Here is a 16392-nt window from a genome sequence, read left to right on the forward strand (position 1 = left end):
TCGGCCGTGTTACGATGGAAGCAGGTAAAAGCATGAAATTGGCAGGAGGATTTTGGAAAATGAAGAAGGCGTCCGCATGGTTTATAGTCGCTTTTGTGCTGGCTGGCTTGGCTATTTCGCAATATATGGAGAAAGACAGCGCAATTATTTCTGCTTCCGGGGATTTTAAGCCGAAAGCGGGATATGCTGCTCAGCAATTCGAGCTTCAGGCGCTGGATGAGCAGATGTACAAAGTCGGGGGAGAGCAGGGCAAGCTTAGCTTTGTGAATTTTTGGGCGTCATGGTGTGGTCCCTGTGAGCTGGAGGCGCCGGATTTGCAGGAGCTTCATGAGAAGTATGGGGATAAAATCGCAATGTATGGCGTGAATTCTACCAAGTTTGATAAAGAGCGCGCAGCAAGGCAATTCGCCCTGGATCATGAATTCACATTTACCATCCTAATGGATCGCGAGGGAGATGTCACGAAGGAGTATAAAGTGAATACTTTTCCAACGACATTTCTAATTGATTCCAAAGGTGTAATTCGGGAAAGAATCAATGGCGTCATTCCGCTATCGGAGTGGGATCGTCTCATTGAAAAATATTCATAAGCAATTAAGGGAGCCTGCAAGATCGTGAATACTGAACAGAAGAAATTATGGCTCCACCCTTATGTATGGCTGCTTATTGCTGTTTTGGCTGTAGCGATATCGTCGATTATTATTAAGTTTTCGAGTGCTCCTTCCTCGGTGGCAGGTATGTACCGGCTGTTCATTACCGTCGTTATTATGCTGCCGCTTATACCGTGGAAGGCGTTTCGGACGATTCGTTTAACCCGCAAGGAGTGGATGATTTTAAGTTGTGCCGGCTTTTTTCTCGGCCTGCATTTTTTGCTTTGGATGGAATCGCTGAAATTTACGTCTGTTGCAAGCTCCATGGTATTTATTACGCTGCAGCCCATCTTTGTGATGCTAGGCTCGTTTCTTCTATTTAAAGAGCGTCAGGCGATAGCGGGCAGCCTTTGTATGGCTGTAGCGGTACTAGGTTCCATCATTATCGCATGGGGCGATATCGGGGTGTCGCGTGAGGCATTATTCGGCGATTTATTGTCCTTGCTTGGAACGATGGCGGTTGCTGTGTATATGATAGCTGGGCAAAAGATCAGCGGCAGGCTGCCTTCAAATCTGTATAGCTTGATCGTATTTTTGATTGCAGGAATAGTCATGTTCATTTACAATCTCGTCAATCAAATTGCTTTGACGGGGTATGCTGCGCAGGAATGGATGTATTTCGTCTTGCTGGCGATTATTCCGACTATATTCGGACATTTGGTGTTTAATATGCTGTTGAAGCATATTGGGGCTACGAACGTTTCAATGGCGATTATCGGCGAGCCGGTGTTAGCAATGATATTAGCTTATTTTCTGCTTAATGAATATTTAGGCACCGCGCAGTTGATTGGCAGCTTTTTGACGATTGCCAGTATGGGCGTGTTTTTCCGGCTGAAAGCTCGGCAAACGGCGGTTCGCGCTGAAGTAGGCGCATAAGAAATGCCTTAAGCGAAGCTGCCTGAAAAATAGCATTCCGAGCATTCAGACCGTTTATTACTGCACGAAAAAGGGCATTCCTTCCAGCCAGTTGTTACTTATGGCTTGAGGAATGCCCTTTATTATCGTTACAGTTGCCTATTATGCGCTGATTTAATGGTTTACTAATCCATGCTGCTCGGTTACAGGGGCATCAATAGCATCGGGTTTGCCCATGTTGAGCAGGGCGTAGCGAATGCCGTCAACCAACGCTTCCCAGCTTGCTTCGATTACATTGTTGGAAACACCTACGGTGCTCCACGTGTTGTCGATGCTGGTAGACTCTACAAGCACGCGCACTTTAGCGGCTGTAGCGTCTTTCTCGTCGATTACGCGAACTTTGTAGTCGGACAAATGAATCTGCTTGATTTTTGGATAAAACTGTACGAGCGCTTTTCTTAGGGCGTTATCGAGCGCGTTAACAGGGCCGTTGCCCTCAGCAGCGGTATAAACCTGCTCACCGCCAACGTTCAGCTTGACGATCGCCTCCGTGCGGAGCGCGCCTTGCGAGTTTTCCACCAGCATTTTAAAGGATTCGACCGTGAAAATTTCTTCGACCTCGCCAAAAGCTTCTCTAAGCAGCAGCTCAAGCGATGCATCAGCACCTTCAAATTGATAGCCTTGATGCTCCAAGTCTTTAATCCGCTCCATAATTTGCTTTGTTTTGTCGTTGTTGGCGTTCACATCGAGGCCAAGCTCCTGGGCCTTGGAGATGATGTTGCTTTGGCCTGCCAGCTCGGAGACGAGAATGCGCTGTTTGTTGCCAACGAGTTCTGGCGCGATATGCTCATAGGTTTTGGAATCCTTCATAATCGCCGAGACGTGGATGCCGCCTTTATGGGCGAAAGCTGCATTGCCGACATAAGGCTGGCCGACAGGCATATGAACGTTGGCAATCTCACTGACAAAACGTGCGGTTCCTGTTAGCAAGCTCAGCTTGTCATCCGGCAAACAGTTATATCCCATTTTAAGCTGCAAATTTGGAATAATCGAACAAAGATTGGCATTGCCGCAGCGTTCGCCATATCCATTGATCGTTCCTTGGATTTGACGGGCTCCGGCTTGCACGGCAGCAAGCGAGTTGGCAACCGCCAGCTCACAGTCGTTGTGCGTATGAATGCCGATAGGAGCATTCAGCTCGGCGCGAACGCGCGACACGATTTCGTGAATTTCGCCCGGCAGCGTGCCGCCATTCGTATCACAAAGCACGAGCCAATCCGTTCCTGCTTCCTGTGCCTTGCGCAGCACCGCCAGTGCGTATTCCGGGTTATGCTTGTAGCCATCGAAGAAATGCTCCGCATCAAACATCGCTTCAATCCCGTTATGCTTGAGGAAAGCAAGCGAGTCGTAGACCATGGCTATGTTTTCTTCGAGTGTCGTTTGCAGAGCGGTGTGTACGTGAAAATCCCATGACTTTCCGACAAGCGTTGCTGCAGGAACGCCGGATTCTTTAATTCTGAGCAAATTAGCATCTTGGTGAGCCAGACTGAACTTGCGTCTAGTGCTGCCGAATGCCGTAATCTTCGCTTGTAAATTATAGGCTTTAATGCGCTCAAAAAACTCAATATCTTTGCTATTGCTTCCCGGGTTGCCGCCCTCAATATAATGAACACCTAGTGCATCAAGCTTCAAAGCGATCTTCAGCTTGTCCTCCGCTGATAGGCTTATGCCTTCTCCTTGCGTACCATCACGCAGCGTCGTGTCAAAAATAGTTAAATTCATTGTCATGGCCAGAAGGCCTCCTTCTTCACTGATAGCCTTTACAATTATAATGAATTATTATAACACTAGTTGACTGGAATGTAGAGAGCAGCCCTTACTTTTTTTAAATATAAGAATGTATAAGTTTCACTCTCGAAACGGTAGCCTTGCCGCCAGAGGACGGCGAAAAGCCGTTTACGCTTGTGACTTTTGCGGTTCTCAGCTGTTCAATTGACTTGCTACAGCGGCAGCGGTATGCTGATAAGTACAAATAAACAACGGTGGAGACATTGCGTTCAGGCGGATCTCCTCGCAGGTGGTGGAACCTTACAATGACGAATACGAATGAGCATTATCCGGCGAAGGGCCGCGTCATTTTGCATCTGGATATGAATGCCTTCTACTGCTCTGTCCATGAGGCGGAGGAGCCGGATAAATATAAAAATAAACCAACAGCCGTTGCTGGCAGCGTGGAGCTGCGCAAGGGCATTATCGTCACCTGCTCATACACTGCCAGAAAGCTTGGGGTCAAGACGGGCATGACGGTGCGGGAGGGGCTTAGACGTTGTCCTGAACTCATCCTTATTCAGCCGGACTTCCATTTATACCGCAAATATTCACGAGGTTTCATGACGCTTGCCAGAAGCTATACAGATTTGGTGGAAGCTGTTTCTATAGATGAATGTTATATGGACATAACCGGATCAAAAATATTCGGAACGCCGCTGGAAATTGCCAGCGTTTTGCAGGAGCGTATCCGTACGGAATGGCAGCTGCCCAGCTCCATTGGCATAGCCCCGAATAAGCTGCTGGCGAAGATGGCCTCGGATATGAAAAAACCAAATGGGATGACGGTGCTGCGGCTGCGGGATGTGCCCGAGCTGCTATGGGACAAGCCGTGCGGCGATCTATTCGGCATTGGGAAAAAGACGGCAGACAAGCTGGCTCGGCTCAATATTCGCACAATTGGACAGCTTGCCCAGACGGATGAACGGCTGCTCATTAAGCAGTTTGGCGTCGTTGGAGCGTGGATGAAAGGGGCAGCGAATGGCATTGACCACTCTCCTGTGAATGGAGAGCGGGAAGTGAACAAGTCGATCGGCCATACGACGACGCTGCCGAAGGATTTTATCGCAAGGGAAGATATTCACCGTGTTCTGCTTAATTTATCGGATCAGACAGCACGGCGGCTCAGACGGCAAAAACTGATGGCGCTTACGGTGCAAATTACGGTTCGCAGGCCGGATATGACGACCATCACCCGTTCGAATACGTTTCGCTCGCCAACGCATGCGATGGAAGATATTTTTCAGGAAGCGTGCCGCTTGTTCGACAAGCATTGGCCGGAGGGAGAGCCGGTGAGGCTGCTGGGAGTTACGCTGCAAAATTTGTCGCCTGAGGTGGATACAGCGGTCCAGCTGGATTTGTTCAATTATGAGGAGCAGCCGCGTAAGGAAGCGCTGACAAAGGCGATGGACTTGCTGCGGGACAAGTTTGGCGAGGATGCGGTGCTAACGGCGGGGATGCTCAGCGATGATCCTTCCGCACTTATTCGCAATAAGCGGTTGCGGGGCACTTCGCTGCAAAAGGAAGATTTTTAATCGCAGTGTCAGGTTGCCAAAGGCTGAATGATGGTATATATTGATGAATGAAGCTTTATTATTATGATGTCATTAACGGAAGACAAGCTATATAGCGGCATTATTCCGTCACTTTATGGGAGGTATTTTGAATGGCTAAGTACACTTGGGTAGAAAAGGATACTTGTATTGCATGCGGCGCATGCGGCGCAACGGCTCCTGACATTTATGATTACGATGATGAAGGTCTGGCAGAGGTGATTTTCGGCAACGACGGCAATAAAGGCTGTGTTGCAATCTCGGAAGATCTTTATGACGATATGCAAGATGCAGTAGACGGCTGCCCGACGGATTCGATTAAAATTGCGGACGCGCCTTTCAACTAAACCCAGCTTAAACTTAAACTCCCCAACTATGCAGAAGTTGCACTGCGTAGTTGGGGAGTTTTTTTGTGTGCGAAGAGGGCTTTAAATAGAAGGTCGGCAAAGCCGTTTGCACTTGAAATAGAAGGAAGGATAAGGCTGCCGCGTATCCTAATACTTCTATTTCTACGTGAAACGAGCTTTTGCCACCGAAGGATGGCAAAGCCGTTTACGCTTGAAATAGAAGAAAGGATAAAGCTGCCGCGTATCCTAAGACTTCTATTTCTACGCGAAACGAGCTTTTGCCACCGAAGGATGGCAAAGCCGTTTACGCTTGAGTCAAAAAAAAGGTAAATGTTGCCGATATAGTGTTATTGGACTTTGAGGGGGGTTAATGATGGAGCAATTAGAGGATAACCTCTATCTAAAGCAATATGTTAGAAATCATCCTGACAATAAAATGGCGTGGTATTTGCTGGGCAAGCAATATTTACAGCTGGATAAAACGGCGAAAGCGAATTATTGCTTCATTCAAGCAGGAGAAATTTACGAGGCGTTTGAGCGCAAGCCGCATCCGCTGGCCGAAAGCCCGCAGGAAATGCTGGAGGAATGGAATCGCCAGCAGCGTAAAAAACGGACGATTCGCCGCGCGATTATGGGAGCGATTTCGCTTGTGCTACTGCTAATGGTTATGCCTTCAAACGCAAGCCAGCTGGCTGATCTCGCTGCGGCAGAAGCGAATGCTATTATCGATGCACCCATTGATCCAACCTTCGGCGTTGTGTTGACGGACAAGGGTGAGCGCAATCCAATTGGAAGCGCTTGGGAAGAGCTGCTGTCCTGGTCCAAGCGGCCGTCTGAAGCGGTTGTAGTCAAGCTGGAAGAGCAGGAAGGCTGGCGTAAATGGACAGGCAATCGCAAGCTGCTGATGTCGGTGGAGCAGCAGTCCGATTATGTACCGATGGAAGTTAAGATGCTTGATGGCGGAGTATGCAGCTGCAAGCCGGCTGATGCTTCTACGGTGAAAACGAAGTTCATGGCTTGGAGCGAGCAACAGGAGGTTCGTTGGACGCTTGCCAGCGCCATCTATCAGTACAAGCGGATGAACGAGAAGTGGCCGGAAAAGCTTGATGATCTCATTAAGCCCTATCCCAACAATGTTTTGGCTGGTGACGCATCTGGCATGAAGGAGATGTTTAAGCCGCTAGTTGCTGCAATGAAAACGGATCAGTCAGGGACGAAACCGCCTGCGCAGCAGCAAAAAGATGAGGGTGAAAAGCCGCAGACTGATTCAAGTCAACGTCAATCGAAGTTTTTGCAAAGCAATTCGGATCAACTAGCCGGCGGAGTGGATGAAACCTGGCGCAAGCCGCTCGAAATCGTCGTTGATAAGTCAACGCACAGGCTTGCGGTTGTAAGTGGCGACATTATCGTCCGCAGCTTTAAGGTGGGGCTTGGCGGGGATAAAACGCCAGAAGGCAGCTTTTATATTAGCGAGAAAGTGAAAAATCCAAATGGGCGCGATAATGGCCAGTTCGGCAGCCGGGGGATGACGCTTTCCAGTACGCTTTATGCCATCCATGGCACGGATGAGCCGGATAGCCTCGGTCAGGACGAATCGCTTGGATGCATTCGGATGGGGAAGCAGGATGTAGAGGAGCTGTTTGATCTGGTACCGATGGGGACGGTCGTAAAAATTAAAAACGGGACTCTGCCGTCCGAAATTTCGGAATCCAAGGAGCGCTTCAAGCTGAATCCGAGTCAGGACGAGACGAATCCCGGTAAAGTGTATCACTGGCTGGGCTGATTAACCGCTAACCAACAACAAGACGGTGACGGCGACAATGACAACTCCAACAGCAGCACCTATCCAGACGAGTGCTTTCTTATTAACTTCCTCTGGCGCTTTTGCTTTCACTGTGGGTGGTTTGCGTTTGGGTGAACTCATGGCAATCAACCTCTTTCTAATAAGTAAGGAATATAGTCATATTGTAATCGTTTTCGGAAAGAGCCGCAATAACAAAGGAGCAGTATTGCCCTTTTCTTTTCTGGGCAAAAACGCTACACTATTGGGTAGGACATTTATTGTAGATCGGAGTGAGTGTAATTGCTTTATTCTTCATTGGGTAAGCCGATATTTTTTCGAATGGATCCAGAGAAAGCCCACCATTTGGTTATCGATGGTTTGCATGCTGCTGGGCGCGTACCTGGCATGACGAGCATCATGCATGCGATGTACGGGGTAAATGAGACGCCGGAGCTTGCCGTGGATTTATTCGGCATTCATTTTCCGCATCCGATCGGGCTTGCGGCAGGGCTGGATAAGAACGCGAAGGCGGCAGACGGATTTTCCAGCATAGGCTTTGGCTTTATGGAAGTAGGAACGGTAACGCCGAAAAGCCAGCCAGGCAATGAGCAGCCGAGACTATTCCGTCTTCCGCCAGATGAAGCGCTGATTAACCGGATGGGCTTCAATAATGATGGCGTTGATGCGATGGCAGAGCGGCTGAATAAGCGCAAAATACACCGCATCCCGCTCGCTGTCAATATTGGAAAAAACAAAGTAACGCCCAATGAGCTTGCGCATGAGGATTATCGCTTATGCATTCAGGCGCTGTATGGGCAGGGAGATTTTTTTGTCGTCAACATTAGCTCGCCTAATACGCCGGACTTGCGTGCGCTGCAGCATGGGGATGAGCTGAGACTGCTCCTTGATACCGTTTTGGAGGAAATCAGGCAGCAGGCGTCGAAATCAGGTAAAAGCGCGAAGCCAGTGCTAGTCAAAATAGCTCCGGATATGACGGATGAGCAGCTTAAGCTGACGGTAGCAACCATTAAGGACAGCGGCGTTTCCGGCATTATTGCGACGAATACGACCGTGTCACGCACTGGACTTACTCATTCGAACGCTGGGGAAATGGGCGGCCTCAGTGGCGTGCCAGTGCGCGAGCGATCGACGGAGGTTATTCGTGCAGTTTACCGTCAGACGGAGGGCAAGCTGCCGATCATTGGCTCGGGAGGCATTTTCACTGCCGCTGATGCATACGATAAAATCCGCGCTGGGGCCTCGTTGGTTGAAGTATATACGGCCTTAATCTATAAGGGCCCAGGCTTGCTGCGTGAACTGACCAGCGGCTTGAAAGAGCGCTTGCGCAAAGATGGCTACCGCAGCATAACGGAGGCTATCGGCGCAGACCATAGATAAGATGAGGAGGCGGCCCTGATGGATGGACGAGACTGGAATCTATTTTTACAGCCATACGAGCAAACAGTTGAAGAACTCAAAGTTAAATTTAAAACGCTGCGCGTAGAGCTGAAAAGGCGGGAATCCTATTCGCCAATTGAATTTGTCACAGGCCGAGTGAAGAAGGTTTCGAGCGTTTTGGAGAAGGCAAGGCGGCTGCATGTGCCAGCGGACCAGCTGGAGCAAGGGATTGAGGATATTGCGGGCATTCGCATTATGTGCCAGTTCGTCGATGATATTCACCGGGTTGCCGGATTAATTCGTTCGCGCAAAGATTTAAGGCTTGTGAATGAGAAGGATTATATTACGAATTACAAGGATAGCGGTTATCGCAGCTATCATATGATCGTGGAATATCCTGTCCAAACGGCGCTCGGTCAGAAAAAAGTATTGGCAGAAATTCAGATTCGCACACTGGCGATGAATTTCTGGGCGACGATCGAGCACTCGCTGAACTATAAATATAAGGAAAGCCTGCCTGAGGACGTGCGTCTGCGTCTCAAAAAGGCGGCGGAGGCAGCCTCATCCCTAGATGAGGAGATGTCGAGCATTCGCCATGAAATTTTGGATGCGCAGCGCGGCTTCGAGGAAAGCTCGAATGTTGTCAGCAAAGTGCTCAGCACGATACAGGATCTTTATTTTTACCACCGTGTCCGGGAGGCAGCCCAATTTCAGATGAAATTTAATGAAATGTGGGAGCAGGAGGATTTGTTTGGGCTCCAGCAGCTTGCTCTAGACGTTGAAGCGGCGGTTTTGCGGGCGAAGAAAGGTACGCAAAGCTAATAACAAACCTCCAGTGGCGCACAAGCGAGCGCCTTTGGGGGTTTGTTGCATAAAGAGGGAAGCAGATATTTGAAGGAGAGATCGTTTTGGCAGCAAAAATAAGGCTGGACAAGCTGTTGGCCCATACGGGCAACGGCACGAGAAGTGAAATTAAAAAATTCGTGAAGCAGGGGCTCATTACTGTTGACGGAGCTGTAGTCAAGGATAGCGGCATGATCATTAATCCCGAAATGCATGAGGTCAGGTTTGAAGGACGGCAGGTCAATTACCGGGAATTTGCTTATTTTATGATGAACAAGCCAGCAGGAGTCGTATCGGCCACGGAGGATCGCAAAGACGAGACGGTCATCGATTTGCTCGAAAATGAAGATCAAGCGATCCAGCCTTTTCCGGTCGGACGTCTGGACAAGGATACAGTTGGCCTGCTGCTGTTGACCAATGACGGACAGCTAGCCCACGAGCTGCTGTCGCCGCGCAAGCATGTACCCAAAACGTATGAGGCAGTCGTGCGAGGCAATGTAGGCCGTGCCGATCAGGATCAGTTCGCTGCGGGCGTTGAGCTGGATGATGGGTATGTGACGATGCCTGCCCGTTTGAATGTACGGAGTCAGGAACAGACGGATGCTGGCGTTATGTCGATGATTACGCTAACGATTATGGAAGGGAAATTCCATCAGGTGAAGCGGATGTTTGAGGCAGTAGGCAAACAGGTTGTTCATTTAAAACGAGTGGCCATGGGCCCTCTGGCGCTTGACACTGAGCTGGAAGAGGGAAGCTACCGCGAGCTGACAGAAGGCGAGCTGGAGCTGCTTCGCACTTATCGACGGACAGATTTGCAATAATGACGTGCCATACAAAATAGCATGTAAAGGTTCAACATAAGCATAACAGTGGCAGCTTTCCAAGCATGATGAATGAGACAATCTGTCGGCATCATAGGGTAGGTTAATAAATACCATTCCTGAGGTGATTGCTGCTTGCGCGTCCAAACCTTTAAAGTATACGTCATTACTTCAGCAGATATTAGGCGTTTCATCCTAATTGAAATCGTAATCGGCATGCTGACATACAATGTGGGGCTTAAGCTGCTTCATAACGCTATTTTGGCAGGAACGTTGAGCTTTGCAGGAACCGAGAGTATTAAGCGGAGCTTGCGGCTGATCAGGCGTAAGGGTGAAAATAAAAAGTGAGCTTTGCTCCTTGCATAGCAGGAGCAGTAAATCGCAGAAAAAACCGCCGGGAGCACGAATCCTGGCGGTTTTTTTACGGTGTTGGGTTAGTATTAGTACAAAAATCCTTTAGTTATGATGACCAGAAGAATAAACAGGACCAGGATGGCACCCGTCGATGTGAAGCCTCCATGTACACCAGACATGCTAATTCCTCCTGTACAGTTAATTTCCGGCTTAGGGTGCTGCTTCATTTAAATGGTCTTTTCCCTGCCGCTCGGTATACAGTATTGTATGTTTTTCGCCCTGTTTGGAATGGACTCCTGTCATGGGTCATTTATAATTGGGCGCTAGTAAGGCCGCTAACTCCGGCGGTTTATGATGGATGTTACTGAGGCGAATGCCTGGGAAGGATGAAAAAAGCAGCCTTCGCCGTTAGGAATCGACGGAAAGCTGCTTGAAAGGTAAATTTATCTTTTGCGACCGCGACTGTTTCCAGCTCCGCCGCCACGGGAAGGGCTGGATCCACGGCTGGAACCGCCTGAGTTGCGACCGCCGCTGCCAGAACCAGAGCTGCGTCCACCAGAACTGCGTCCGCCAGAGCTGCGTGGTGCACCTGAGGAGGAACGTTCGCTGCGCTCACCGCCGCCAAAGCTGCGAGGACCGGCAGGACGTTCACTGCGCTCACCGCCGCCGAAGCTGCGAGGACCGGCAGGACGTTCACTGCGCTCACCGCCGCCGAAGCTGCGAGGACCAGCAGGACGTTCACTGCGCTCGCCGCCACCGAAGCTACGCCCTCCATTGCCGCCACGCTTGCTTCCAGTATCGCCGCCGCTTGCTGCTTCCCATGGGCTGCCGCCGCCGGACTTGCTTGGAGCTGTTGACCGTTCAGCCTGCTGCCCACGGCCTCTGCCGCCAGCTTGCTGGCGTCCGCGTCCACCGGAGGATTCGCCGCCTCGGCGAGTTTGCTGGCCGGATCGTCCCGAATCGCGTCCGCCACGTGCTCTGCCGCCGCGCTCTGACGAGGACGAATCTCCGCGGCCATATGCTTTGGCTGGAGCTGCTGAGCGTTTCGTGCTGTCAGCTGTTAATTGGCCTTCTTCATCAATCGTAAAGCGCTGCAGCGAAGCATCAATGCTGCGCTCAATATGAGCAACAGCGCCGCGATCATGCGGCGAAGAGAGAGTTACCGCTGTACCGCGCTGTCCTGCACGACCTGTACGGCCGATACGGTGAATATAAATTTCTGAATCCTGCGGCACATCATAGTTGTATACATGGGTGACGCCTTCTACATCAAGCCCGCGTGCAGCGACATCCGTTGCGACGAGAATTTGCAGCTTGGCATCGCGGAAACGCTTCATAACTTGCTCGCGCTTCGCTTGCGTCAAATCGCCGTGCAGCTCGTCCGAAGGAATGCCCTTATCCTGCAGGGCAGCATTCAGTTTTTTGGCCCGCACCTTCGTCCGGCAGAAAATAACGGCCAAATAAGGGTTATGCTGCTCAATCAGCTGCATAACGGCACGTTCACGTCCGCGATCTGTCGTTTCAATGACGAATTGCTTAATGTTGTCCAGCGTTACATGAGTGCTTTGAATACGAATATCGACCGGCGTATTCATATAGTTGGCAGCAAGGCGTTTAATCGCTTCTGGCATCGTAGCCGAAAACAGCATCGTCTGGCGAGCTCTAGGCATATGCGCGATAATGTTCTCGACCTCTGGCAGGAAGCCCATATGCAGCATTTGGTCAGCCTCATCAAGCACGAGCATTTTCAGCTTGCCCAGGTTGATCGTCTCCCGGCGAATATGGTCAAGCAATCGTCCAGGTGTTGCTACAACGATATGGGGAGCATTGTTCAGCTTGCGAATTTGTGCGACAACATCCTGCCCGCCGTAAGCAGCTAGCACCGTAGCGCCAACGGTCGGAGCAAGCTTCGTCAGCTCGCTCGTAATTTGAATAGCGAGCTCACGGGTTGGAGTCAATATAAGCGCCTGCACCTGTTCCTTGTGCACTTGAATGCGCTGCAATATAGGCAAGGCAAAGGCAAGCGTTTTGCCTGTTCCGGTTTGAGCTTGGGCAATGACGTCTTGTCCCGCAAGCAGTACGGGAATCGATTTCTTTTGAACCGGGGTTGGCTCGGTAATTCCGTTCTCATGGAGACGCGAGGCCAGCTCCGGCATGACGCCCATTGCAGTAAAATCAGTTGACATTAGACAATTTCCTCATTTCATAAAACATCGTTTGGTGTTAAGTATAACAGGTTGTACCCATGATGTGCATCTTTCCTGCACATATGCTATGCTATTTTGAAGAAAAGTATAAAATATTTCAAGGTGAAACGGCTGTAGCCATCCTCTGACGGCGCGGCGCTGTCTTAATCAAGTGCATACTTTGGTCACTACGCTTTTTTGAAAAGGAAGGTTAACGTATGAACGGAACGAATCGCGCGGCAATCAAGCCGGGCCAGCAGGTCGACATTGTGCTTAAGCAGGATCAGCGTACAGGTAAGCTGACGAGAGGCATCGTCAAGGATTTGCTGACGAACTCCGGCACGCATCCGCATGGCATTAAAGTTCGGCTGACGGACGGGCAAGTAGGCCGCGTTAAGCATATTTTACCAATGGAATAAGGAGATGGACGGGTGGCATTTGGCATATCCAGAACCGAAATGAATGCTTGGAAGGAACGGGTGCAAAGCGGCGAAATCGCTTTTTTGACGCATTATTGGCTGGACCCGCGCTTTCCGGGCATGAAGACGGTAACGAAGGTAGGCTGCTCCAATATAGACAAGCTGGCGGAATGGTGCACGTCCTATGGGCTCGATCCCCGGTATATTCACTACCGCGACAACTATCCGCATTTTGATCTGTTTGGGCCTAAGCAGCGTCCAATCTTAATGGCGGAGCAGCAGTTCGACCAAATAACCCGCTTTAGATTGCTTTAATGGTAATTGGAATGGCATTGCCGCCGTCAGGGCGGCTGTTTTGCTTCGACAAGAGGGCGGAATGATTGCAGGGCATGCAAATTGCGAGATTTTATTTTACAAGCTTTAATGAAACGAATCGTAGAAAAAAGTTCAAATATTGGATAGCAAAGCGAGGGAGAACGGTTCATGGAGCAGGAGCAGGAGCAGGAGCAGGGAAAACAGCAGTTGCTCAAGTATTTTCAAGAATGGATTACGTTTGTGGAAGGGCTGGAGCAGCGAGAGGAAGCGGTGTGGGAGCTAAGCTTGGCTCCGGGAAAATGGTCCGTTCGCGAAGCCGTCGCTCATATTGCGCTTTGGGATCGTTATTTTCTTACGACGGCAATTGAGAGATTAAGCCGGCAGCAGGAGCTGACGCTCAAGCATTTGGATTATGATGCATTTAATAAAAATGCCCGCCTGTATGGTCGTTATACTTCGATTGCGAAGCTGATCAGGCAGACGATTCAAGACCGTGAAGCGATTGTTGGGATCATCCAAGCTTTGCCGGAGCAGCATTATGCGGCTGAATACATAGACAGCGATGGGCATCCATTCCGGCTGCAGGGATACTTGACAGATTTTATCGCTCATGATCGGCATCATATGGGCCAGATAAAGCAGCTTTTGGACAGCGCCGCATTAAAGTCGTCATCTGAGGAGCAGCTGCATCTCAAGCTGGAGGAGCTGTCGATGAATGCTTGGCCTGCGCTTCAGGTGCTGATGTATGAGGGGTGGCAGCTGCGTCTGGCGAATGGCTATACAAAACGGTCAAACTCCATCGTGCCAGCAGCCTGCAGCGGGGAAGTGCTTTCGCACAAAATCACCTATGGAGAAGCTTTTTATACGGCGCGTGGAATGGATACGGCCTATAAAATCACGCCATTCTCCCAGCCGCCGGAGCTGGATGAGACGCTCGCGCTGCGAGGCTACGACAAAATAGATCCTGTCTATGTCAAGACGGCGCCCCTTGCTCAAATGCGAGAACCGGCTGGCGGGCTGGACGTTCGCATAGACACTTTTTTAAGTGAAGCTTGGCTGGAAGCCTATATGTCGATGGCGAAGCATACCGATGATGAGCGGGAGACGCTTAAAAAAATGTTCGCATCACCGCCGTTTCAGACGGGCTTTGCTGTGCTTTATGTAGAGGGAGTGCCCGCGGCTTGCGGTATTGGCGTGATGGAGCGAGGATATATCGGTCTGTATGCCGTCGTGACCTCACCAGTTTTTCGCAGGCGTGGATTTGGCGAGCAGCTTCTGCTGCATATTTTGCAGTGGGGCAAGGAGAATGGGGCGGAGCACAGCTATTTGCTCGTTACGCATGCCAATGATGCGGCTAACCGCTTGTATGACAAGCTAGGCTTTACGCTGCAATATAACTACTGGTATCGGGCGAAAAAATTACCGGCGTCCCATTAACCCGGGCGAAGTGGAGGGGCGATTACGTTGAAGCAGGCAGGCGGAAAATTCGATTCCTTTACTCAAAAAGTGACAGCCGTTCTTATTTTCGTTTATACGATATGGCTCATTTATGCAATGTTTTTTGGCTTTGGCCGGCAGGCGAGAAGCGGTGCGGAGCTGCGATATAATGTCATTCCTTTTTCAACCATCAAGCTTTATGTAACGAACTTTCATCATATGCCCTTTATCGATTGGATCATTAATATGGGCGGTAATATTGTCGTATTTGTACCCTTTGGCTTGGCGCTTCCGATTGTTTTTCGCTGGCGGCTGGGCAAGGTGCTGCTGTCGTTTGTGCTGTTTATTACGCTGCTGGAAGTGCTGCAAATGCTTACGAGGCGCGGCAGCTTCGACATTGATGATATTCTCATGAACAGCGCAGCTGTTGTTCTTGGCTATGGCATTGTTTTCTGGTTTCGGAAGCTGGCAGTTGGCAAAAGAGGCATTCAAAGAACCTATTGATGATTCCATTCTATCGGGGGACATCAGGGGACAGAAACAGCGCCCCGGACTCTCTTAATAAGAGAAGGCCGGGGCGCTGTTTATTTTTATTCGAAAATCAAGCCCATTAAGTCTTCCTTCGTTACTTTGCCGAAATAATAGCTTAAATCGATCTCGCCGAGCAGCTTGCCGAGTGCAGCAGCTTCATAACGCTGACCGATGAGCTGCTTGGCAAATTCGCTGCTCTCGCCACGACCGAAGAAATCGCCATATACGGCGGCATCTGCAATAAGACCTTCCTCAACTTGCAGACGTACATCGAACGTTCCAGCTCCTTCGATCCGCTTCGTCTGGCGCATATTGAATGCTGGAGATCGGCCATAATTCCAATCCCAGCTGCGATAGCGCGTTTGTGCCAGCTCGCGGACATCCGCCCATTGCGCCTCGGACAGCTCGTAGTAAGGGATTTCTTCACTGCCTTCAAAAATGGAAGCAAGCACGCTTTGGCGGAATTCCTCAATTGTAATCGGCTCTGCCAGAAACTCGGAAATGTTGGCTACGCGGCTGCGAATCGATTTTGTCGCTTTCGACACGTATTTTTCAGGATTCGCTTTCAAAGCCGATACGACATTTTCAATTTCGGAATCAAACAGCAAGGTGCCATGACTGAACATTCTGCCGCGTCCTGAAAATTGTGCGTTGCCGGAAATTTTACGTTCGCCTACTTGAATATCGTTGCGGCCCGTAAGCTCAGCCTGAACGCCAAGCGCGGCTAGTGCTTTCACGACCGGCTCGGTAAATTTCTTGAAGTTATGGAAGGATTGGCCGTCGTCGCTCATGATGAAGCTGAAATTCAAATTCCCTTCGTCATGATATACGGCTCCGCCGCCAGACAGCCGGCGCACGACATGGATGTTGTTTTCCTCTACGTAGCGCAGGTTGATTTCTTCCAGCGTATTTTGGTTTTTGCCAATAATAATGGAAGGCTCATTAATATAAAACAGTAAATAATCGTCCTCCGGCGGCAGCGACCGTAAAATATATTCTTCTAGCGCCAAATTAAGCGCAGGGTCTGTTATATGGTTGTTGCTTACAAAACGCATCATAACGATTCCTCCGAA

18 protein-coding genes are annotated in these 16392 nt (G+C 50.0%); 13 read left to right on the top strand and 5 right to left on the bottom strand.

Annotation, left to right across the window (positions count from 1 at the left end; genetic code table 11):
* The first annotated feature begins 59 nt into the window (after window positions 1–59).
* Both AC50Y5_RS02870 and AC50Y5_RS02875 read left to right on the top strand, forming a co-directional pair.
* Window positions 60–590 (top strand): TlpA family protein disulfide reductase, encoded by a 531-nt coding sequence (locus AC50Y5_RS02870; RefSeq protein WP_056029464.1) that lies wholly within the window; start codon window positions 60–62, stop codon window positions 588–590.
* Between the two features lie 24 nt (window positions 591–614).
* Window positions 615–1526: a DMT family transporter gene (locus AC50Y5_RS02875; RefSeq protein ID WP_494858324.1), complete on the top strand. Its 912-nt coding sequence runs from the start codon at window positions 615–617 to the stop codon at window positions 1524–1526.
* Window positions 1527–1679: 153 nt separating this feature from the next.
* On the opposite strand, the gene cimA is transcribed toward AC50Y5_RS02875, so the two are convergent.
* Window positions 1680–3293, bottom strand: coding sequence for a citramalate synthase (cimA, locus tag AC50Y5_RS02880; protein ID WP_494858326.1), 1614 nt, complete (start codon window positions 3291–3293; stop codon window positions 1680–1682).
* Between the two features lie 305 nt (window positions 3294–3598).
* Here cimA and AC50Y5_RS02885 point away from each other — a divergent pair, with 305 nt between their 5' ends.
* The 3 genes from AC50Y5_RS02885 to AC50Y5_RS02895 all read left to right on the top strand — a co-directional run bounded on the left by AC50Y5_RS02885 (window position 3599) and on the right by AC50Y5_RS02895 (window position 7015).
* Window positions 3599–4867: a DNA polymerase IV gene (locus AC50Y5_RS02885; RefSeq protein ID WP_056029456.1), complete on the top strand. Its 1269-nt coding sequence runs from the start codon at window positions 3599–3601 to the stop codon at window positions 4865–4867.
* 131 nt (window positions 4868–4998) lie between these two features.
* A complete protein-coding gene (locus tag AC50Y5_RS02890) occupies window positions 4999–5232 on the top strand; it encodes a ferredoxin (protein ID WP_046229957.1) in 234 nt (77 codons plus the stop codon).
* 370 nt (window positions 5233–5602) lie between these two features.
* Window positions 5603–7015 carry a L,D-transpeptidase gene (locus tag AC50Y5_RS02895; protein WP_494858328.1) on the top strand — a complete coding sequence of 471 codons (1413 nt, stop codon included), beginning with the start codon at window positions 5603–5605 and terminating at the stop codon, window positions 7013–7015.
* On the opposite strand, the gene AC50Y5_RS02900 is transcribed toward AC50Y5_RS02895, so the two are convergent.
* Window positions 7016–7156: a hypothetical protein gene (locus AC50Y5_RS02900; RefSeq protein WP_172455573.1), complete on the bottom strand. Its 141-nt coding sequence runs from the start codon at window positions 7154–7156 to the stop codon at window positions 7016–7018.
* A 159-nt stretch (window positions 7157–7315) separates the two neighbouring features.
* Here AC50Y5_RS02900 and AC50Y5_RS02905 point away from each other — a divergent pair, with 159 nt between their 5' ends.
* The 4 genes from AC50Y5_RS02905 to AC50Y5_RS02920 all read left to right on the top strand — a co-directional run bounded on the left by AC50Y5_RS02905 (window position 7316) and on the right by AC50Y5_RS02920 (window position 10425).
* Window positions 7316–8413 carry a quinone-dependent dihydroorotate dehydrogenase gene (locus tag AC50Y5_RS02905; RefSeq protein WP_056029447.1) on the top strand — a complete coding sequence of 366 codons (1098 nt, stop codon included), beginning with the start codon at window positions 7316–7318 and terminating at the stop codon, window positions 8411–8413.
* A gap of 18 nt (window positions 8414–8431) precedes the next feature.
* Entirely contained in the window at window positions 8432–9235 is an 804-nt protein-coding gene (gene yjbM / locus AC50Y5_RS02910) for a GTP diphosphokinase (protein WP_056029444.1), read from the top strand.
* Between the two features lie 86 nt (window positions 9236–9321).
* Complete coding sequence (locus AC50Y5_RS02915) at window positions 9322–10077, top strand: pseudouridine synthase (RefSeq protein ID WP_056029441.1); 756 nt, start codon at window positions 9322–9324, stop codon at window positions 10075–10077.
* Window positions 10078–10212: 135 nt separating this feature from the next.
* The gene (locus AC50Y5_RS02920) at window positions 10213–10425 is read left to right on the top strand and encodes a hypothetical protein (RefSeq protein WP_056029438.1); all 213 of its coding nucleotides are present in this window, start codon (window positions 10213–10215) and stop codon (window positions 10423–10425) included.
* A 92-nt stretch (window positions 10426–10517) separates the two neighbouring features.
* Here the strand turns inward: AC50Y5_RS02920 and AC50Y5_RS02925 are convergent, their stop codons facing one another.
* Together AC50Y5_RS02925 and AC50Y5_RS02930 are read right to left on the bottom strand one after the other, a co-directional pair.
* Complete coding sequence (locus AC50Y5_RS02925) at window positions 10518–10610, bottom strand: sporulation protein YjcZ (protein ID WP_081418580.1); 93 nt, start codon at window positions 10608–10610, stop codon at window positions 10518–10520.
* A 264-nt stretch (window positions 10611–10874) separates the two neighbouring features.
* Complete coding sequence (locus tag AC50Y5_RS02930; protein ID WP_494858336.1) at window positions 10875–12617, bottom strand: DEAD/DEAH box helicase; 1743 nt, start codon at window positions 12615–12617, stop codon at window positions 10875–10877.
* Between the two features lie 218 nt (window positions 12618–12835).
* On the opposite strand from AC50Y5_RS02930, the gene AC50Y5_RS02935 reads away from it, so the two are divergent.
* From AC50Y5_RS02935 to AC50Y5_RS02950, 4 genes are all read left to right on the top strand, one after another.
* On the top strand, window positions 12836–13036 hold the full coding sequence (locus tag AC50Y5_RS02935; protein WP_056029433.1) for a YwbE family protein: 201 nt from the start codon (window positions 12836–12838) through the stop codon (window positions 13034–13036).
* Window positions 13037–13048: 12 nt separating this feature from the next.
* The gene (locus AC50Y5_RS02940) at window positions 13049–13351 is read left to right on the top strand and encodes a hypothetical protein (protein ID WP_056029431.1); all 303 of its coding nucleotides are present in this window, start codon (window positions 13049–13051) and stop codon (window positions 13349–13351) included.
* 168 nt (window positions 13352–13519) lie between these two features.
* Complete coding sequence (locus tag AC50Y5_RS02945) at window positions 13520–14788, top strand: GNAT family N-acetyltransferase (RefSeq protein ID WP_494858340.1); 1269 nt, start codon at window positions 13520–13522, stop codon at window positions 14786–14788.
* Between the two features lie 27 nt (window positions 14789–14815).
* Window positions 14816–15292, top strand: coding sequence for a VanZ family protein (locus AC50Y5_RS02950; RefSeq protein ID WP_494858342.1), 477 nt, complete (start codon window positions 14816–14818; stop codon window positions 15290–15292).
* 86 nt (window positions 15293–15378) lie between these two features.
* Here AC50Y5_RS02950 and lplA read toward each other — a convergent pair whose 3' ends face one another.
* Window positions 15379–16374, bottom strand: coding sequence for a lipoate--protein ligase (gene lplA, locus AC50Y5_RS02955; RefSeq protein WP_494858788.1), 996 nt, complete (start codon window positions 16372–16374; stop codon window positions 15379–15381).
* Window positions 16375–16392 lie beyond the last annotated feature (18 nt).

The sequence above is a fragment of the Paenibacillus sp. JT22N7 genome, assembly GCF_059383875.1.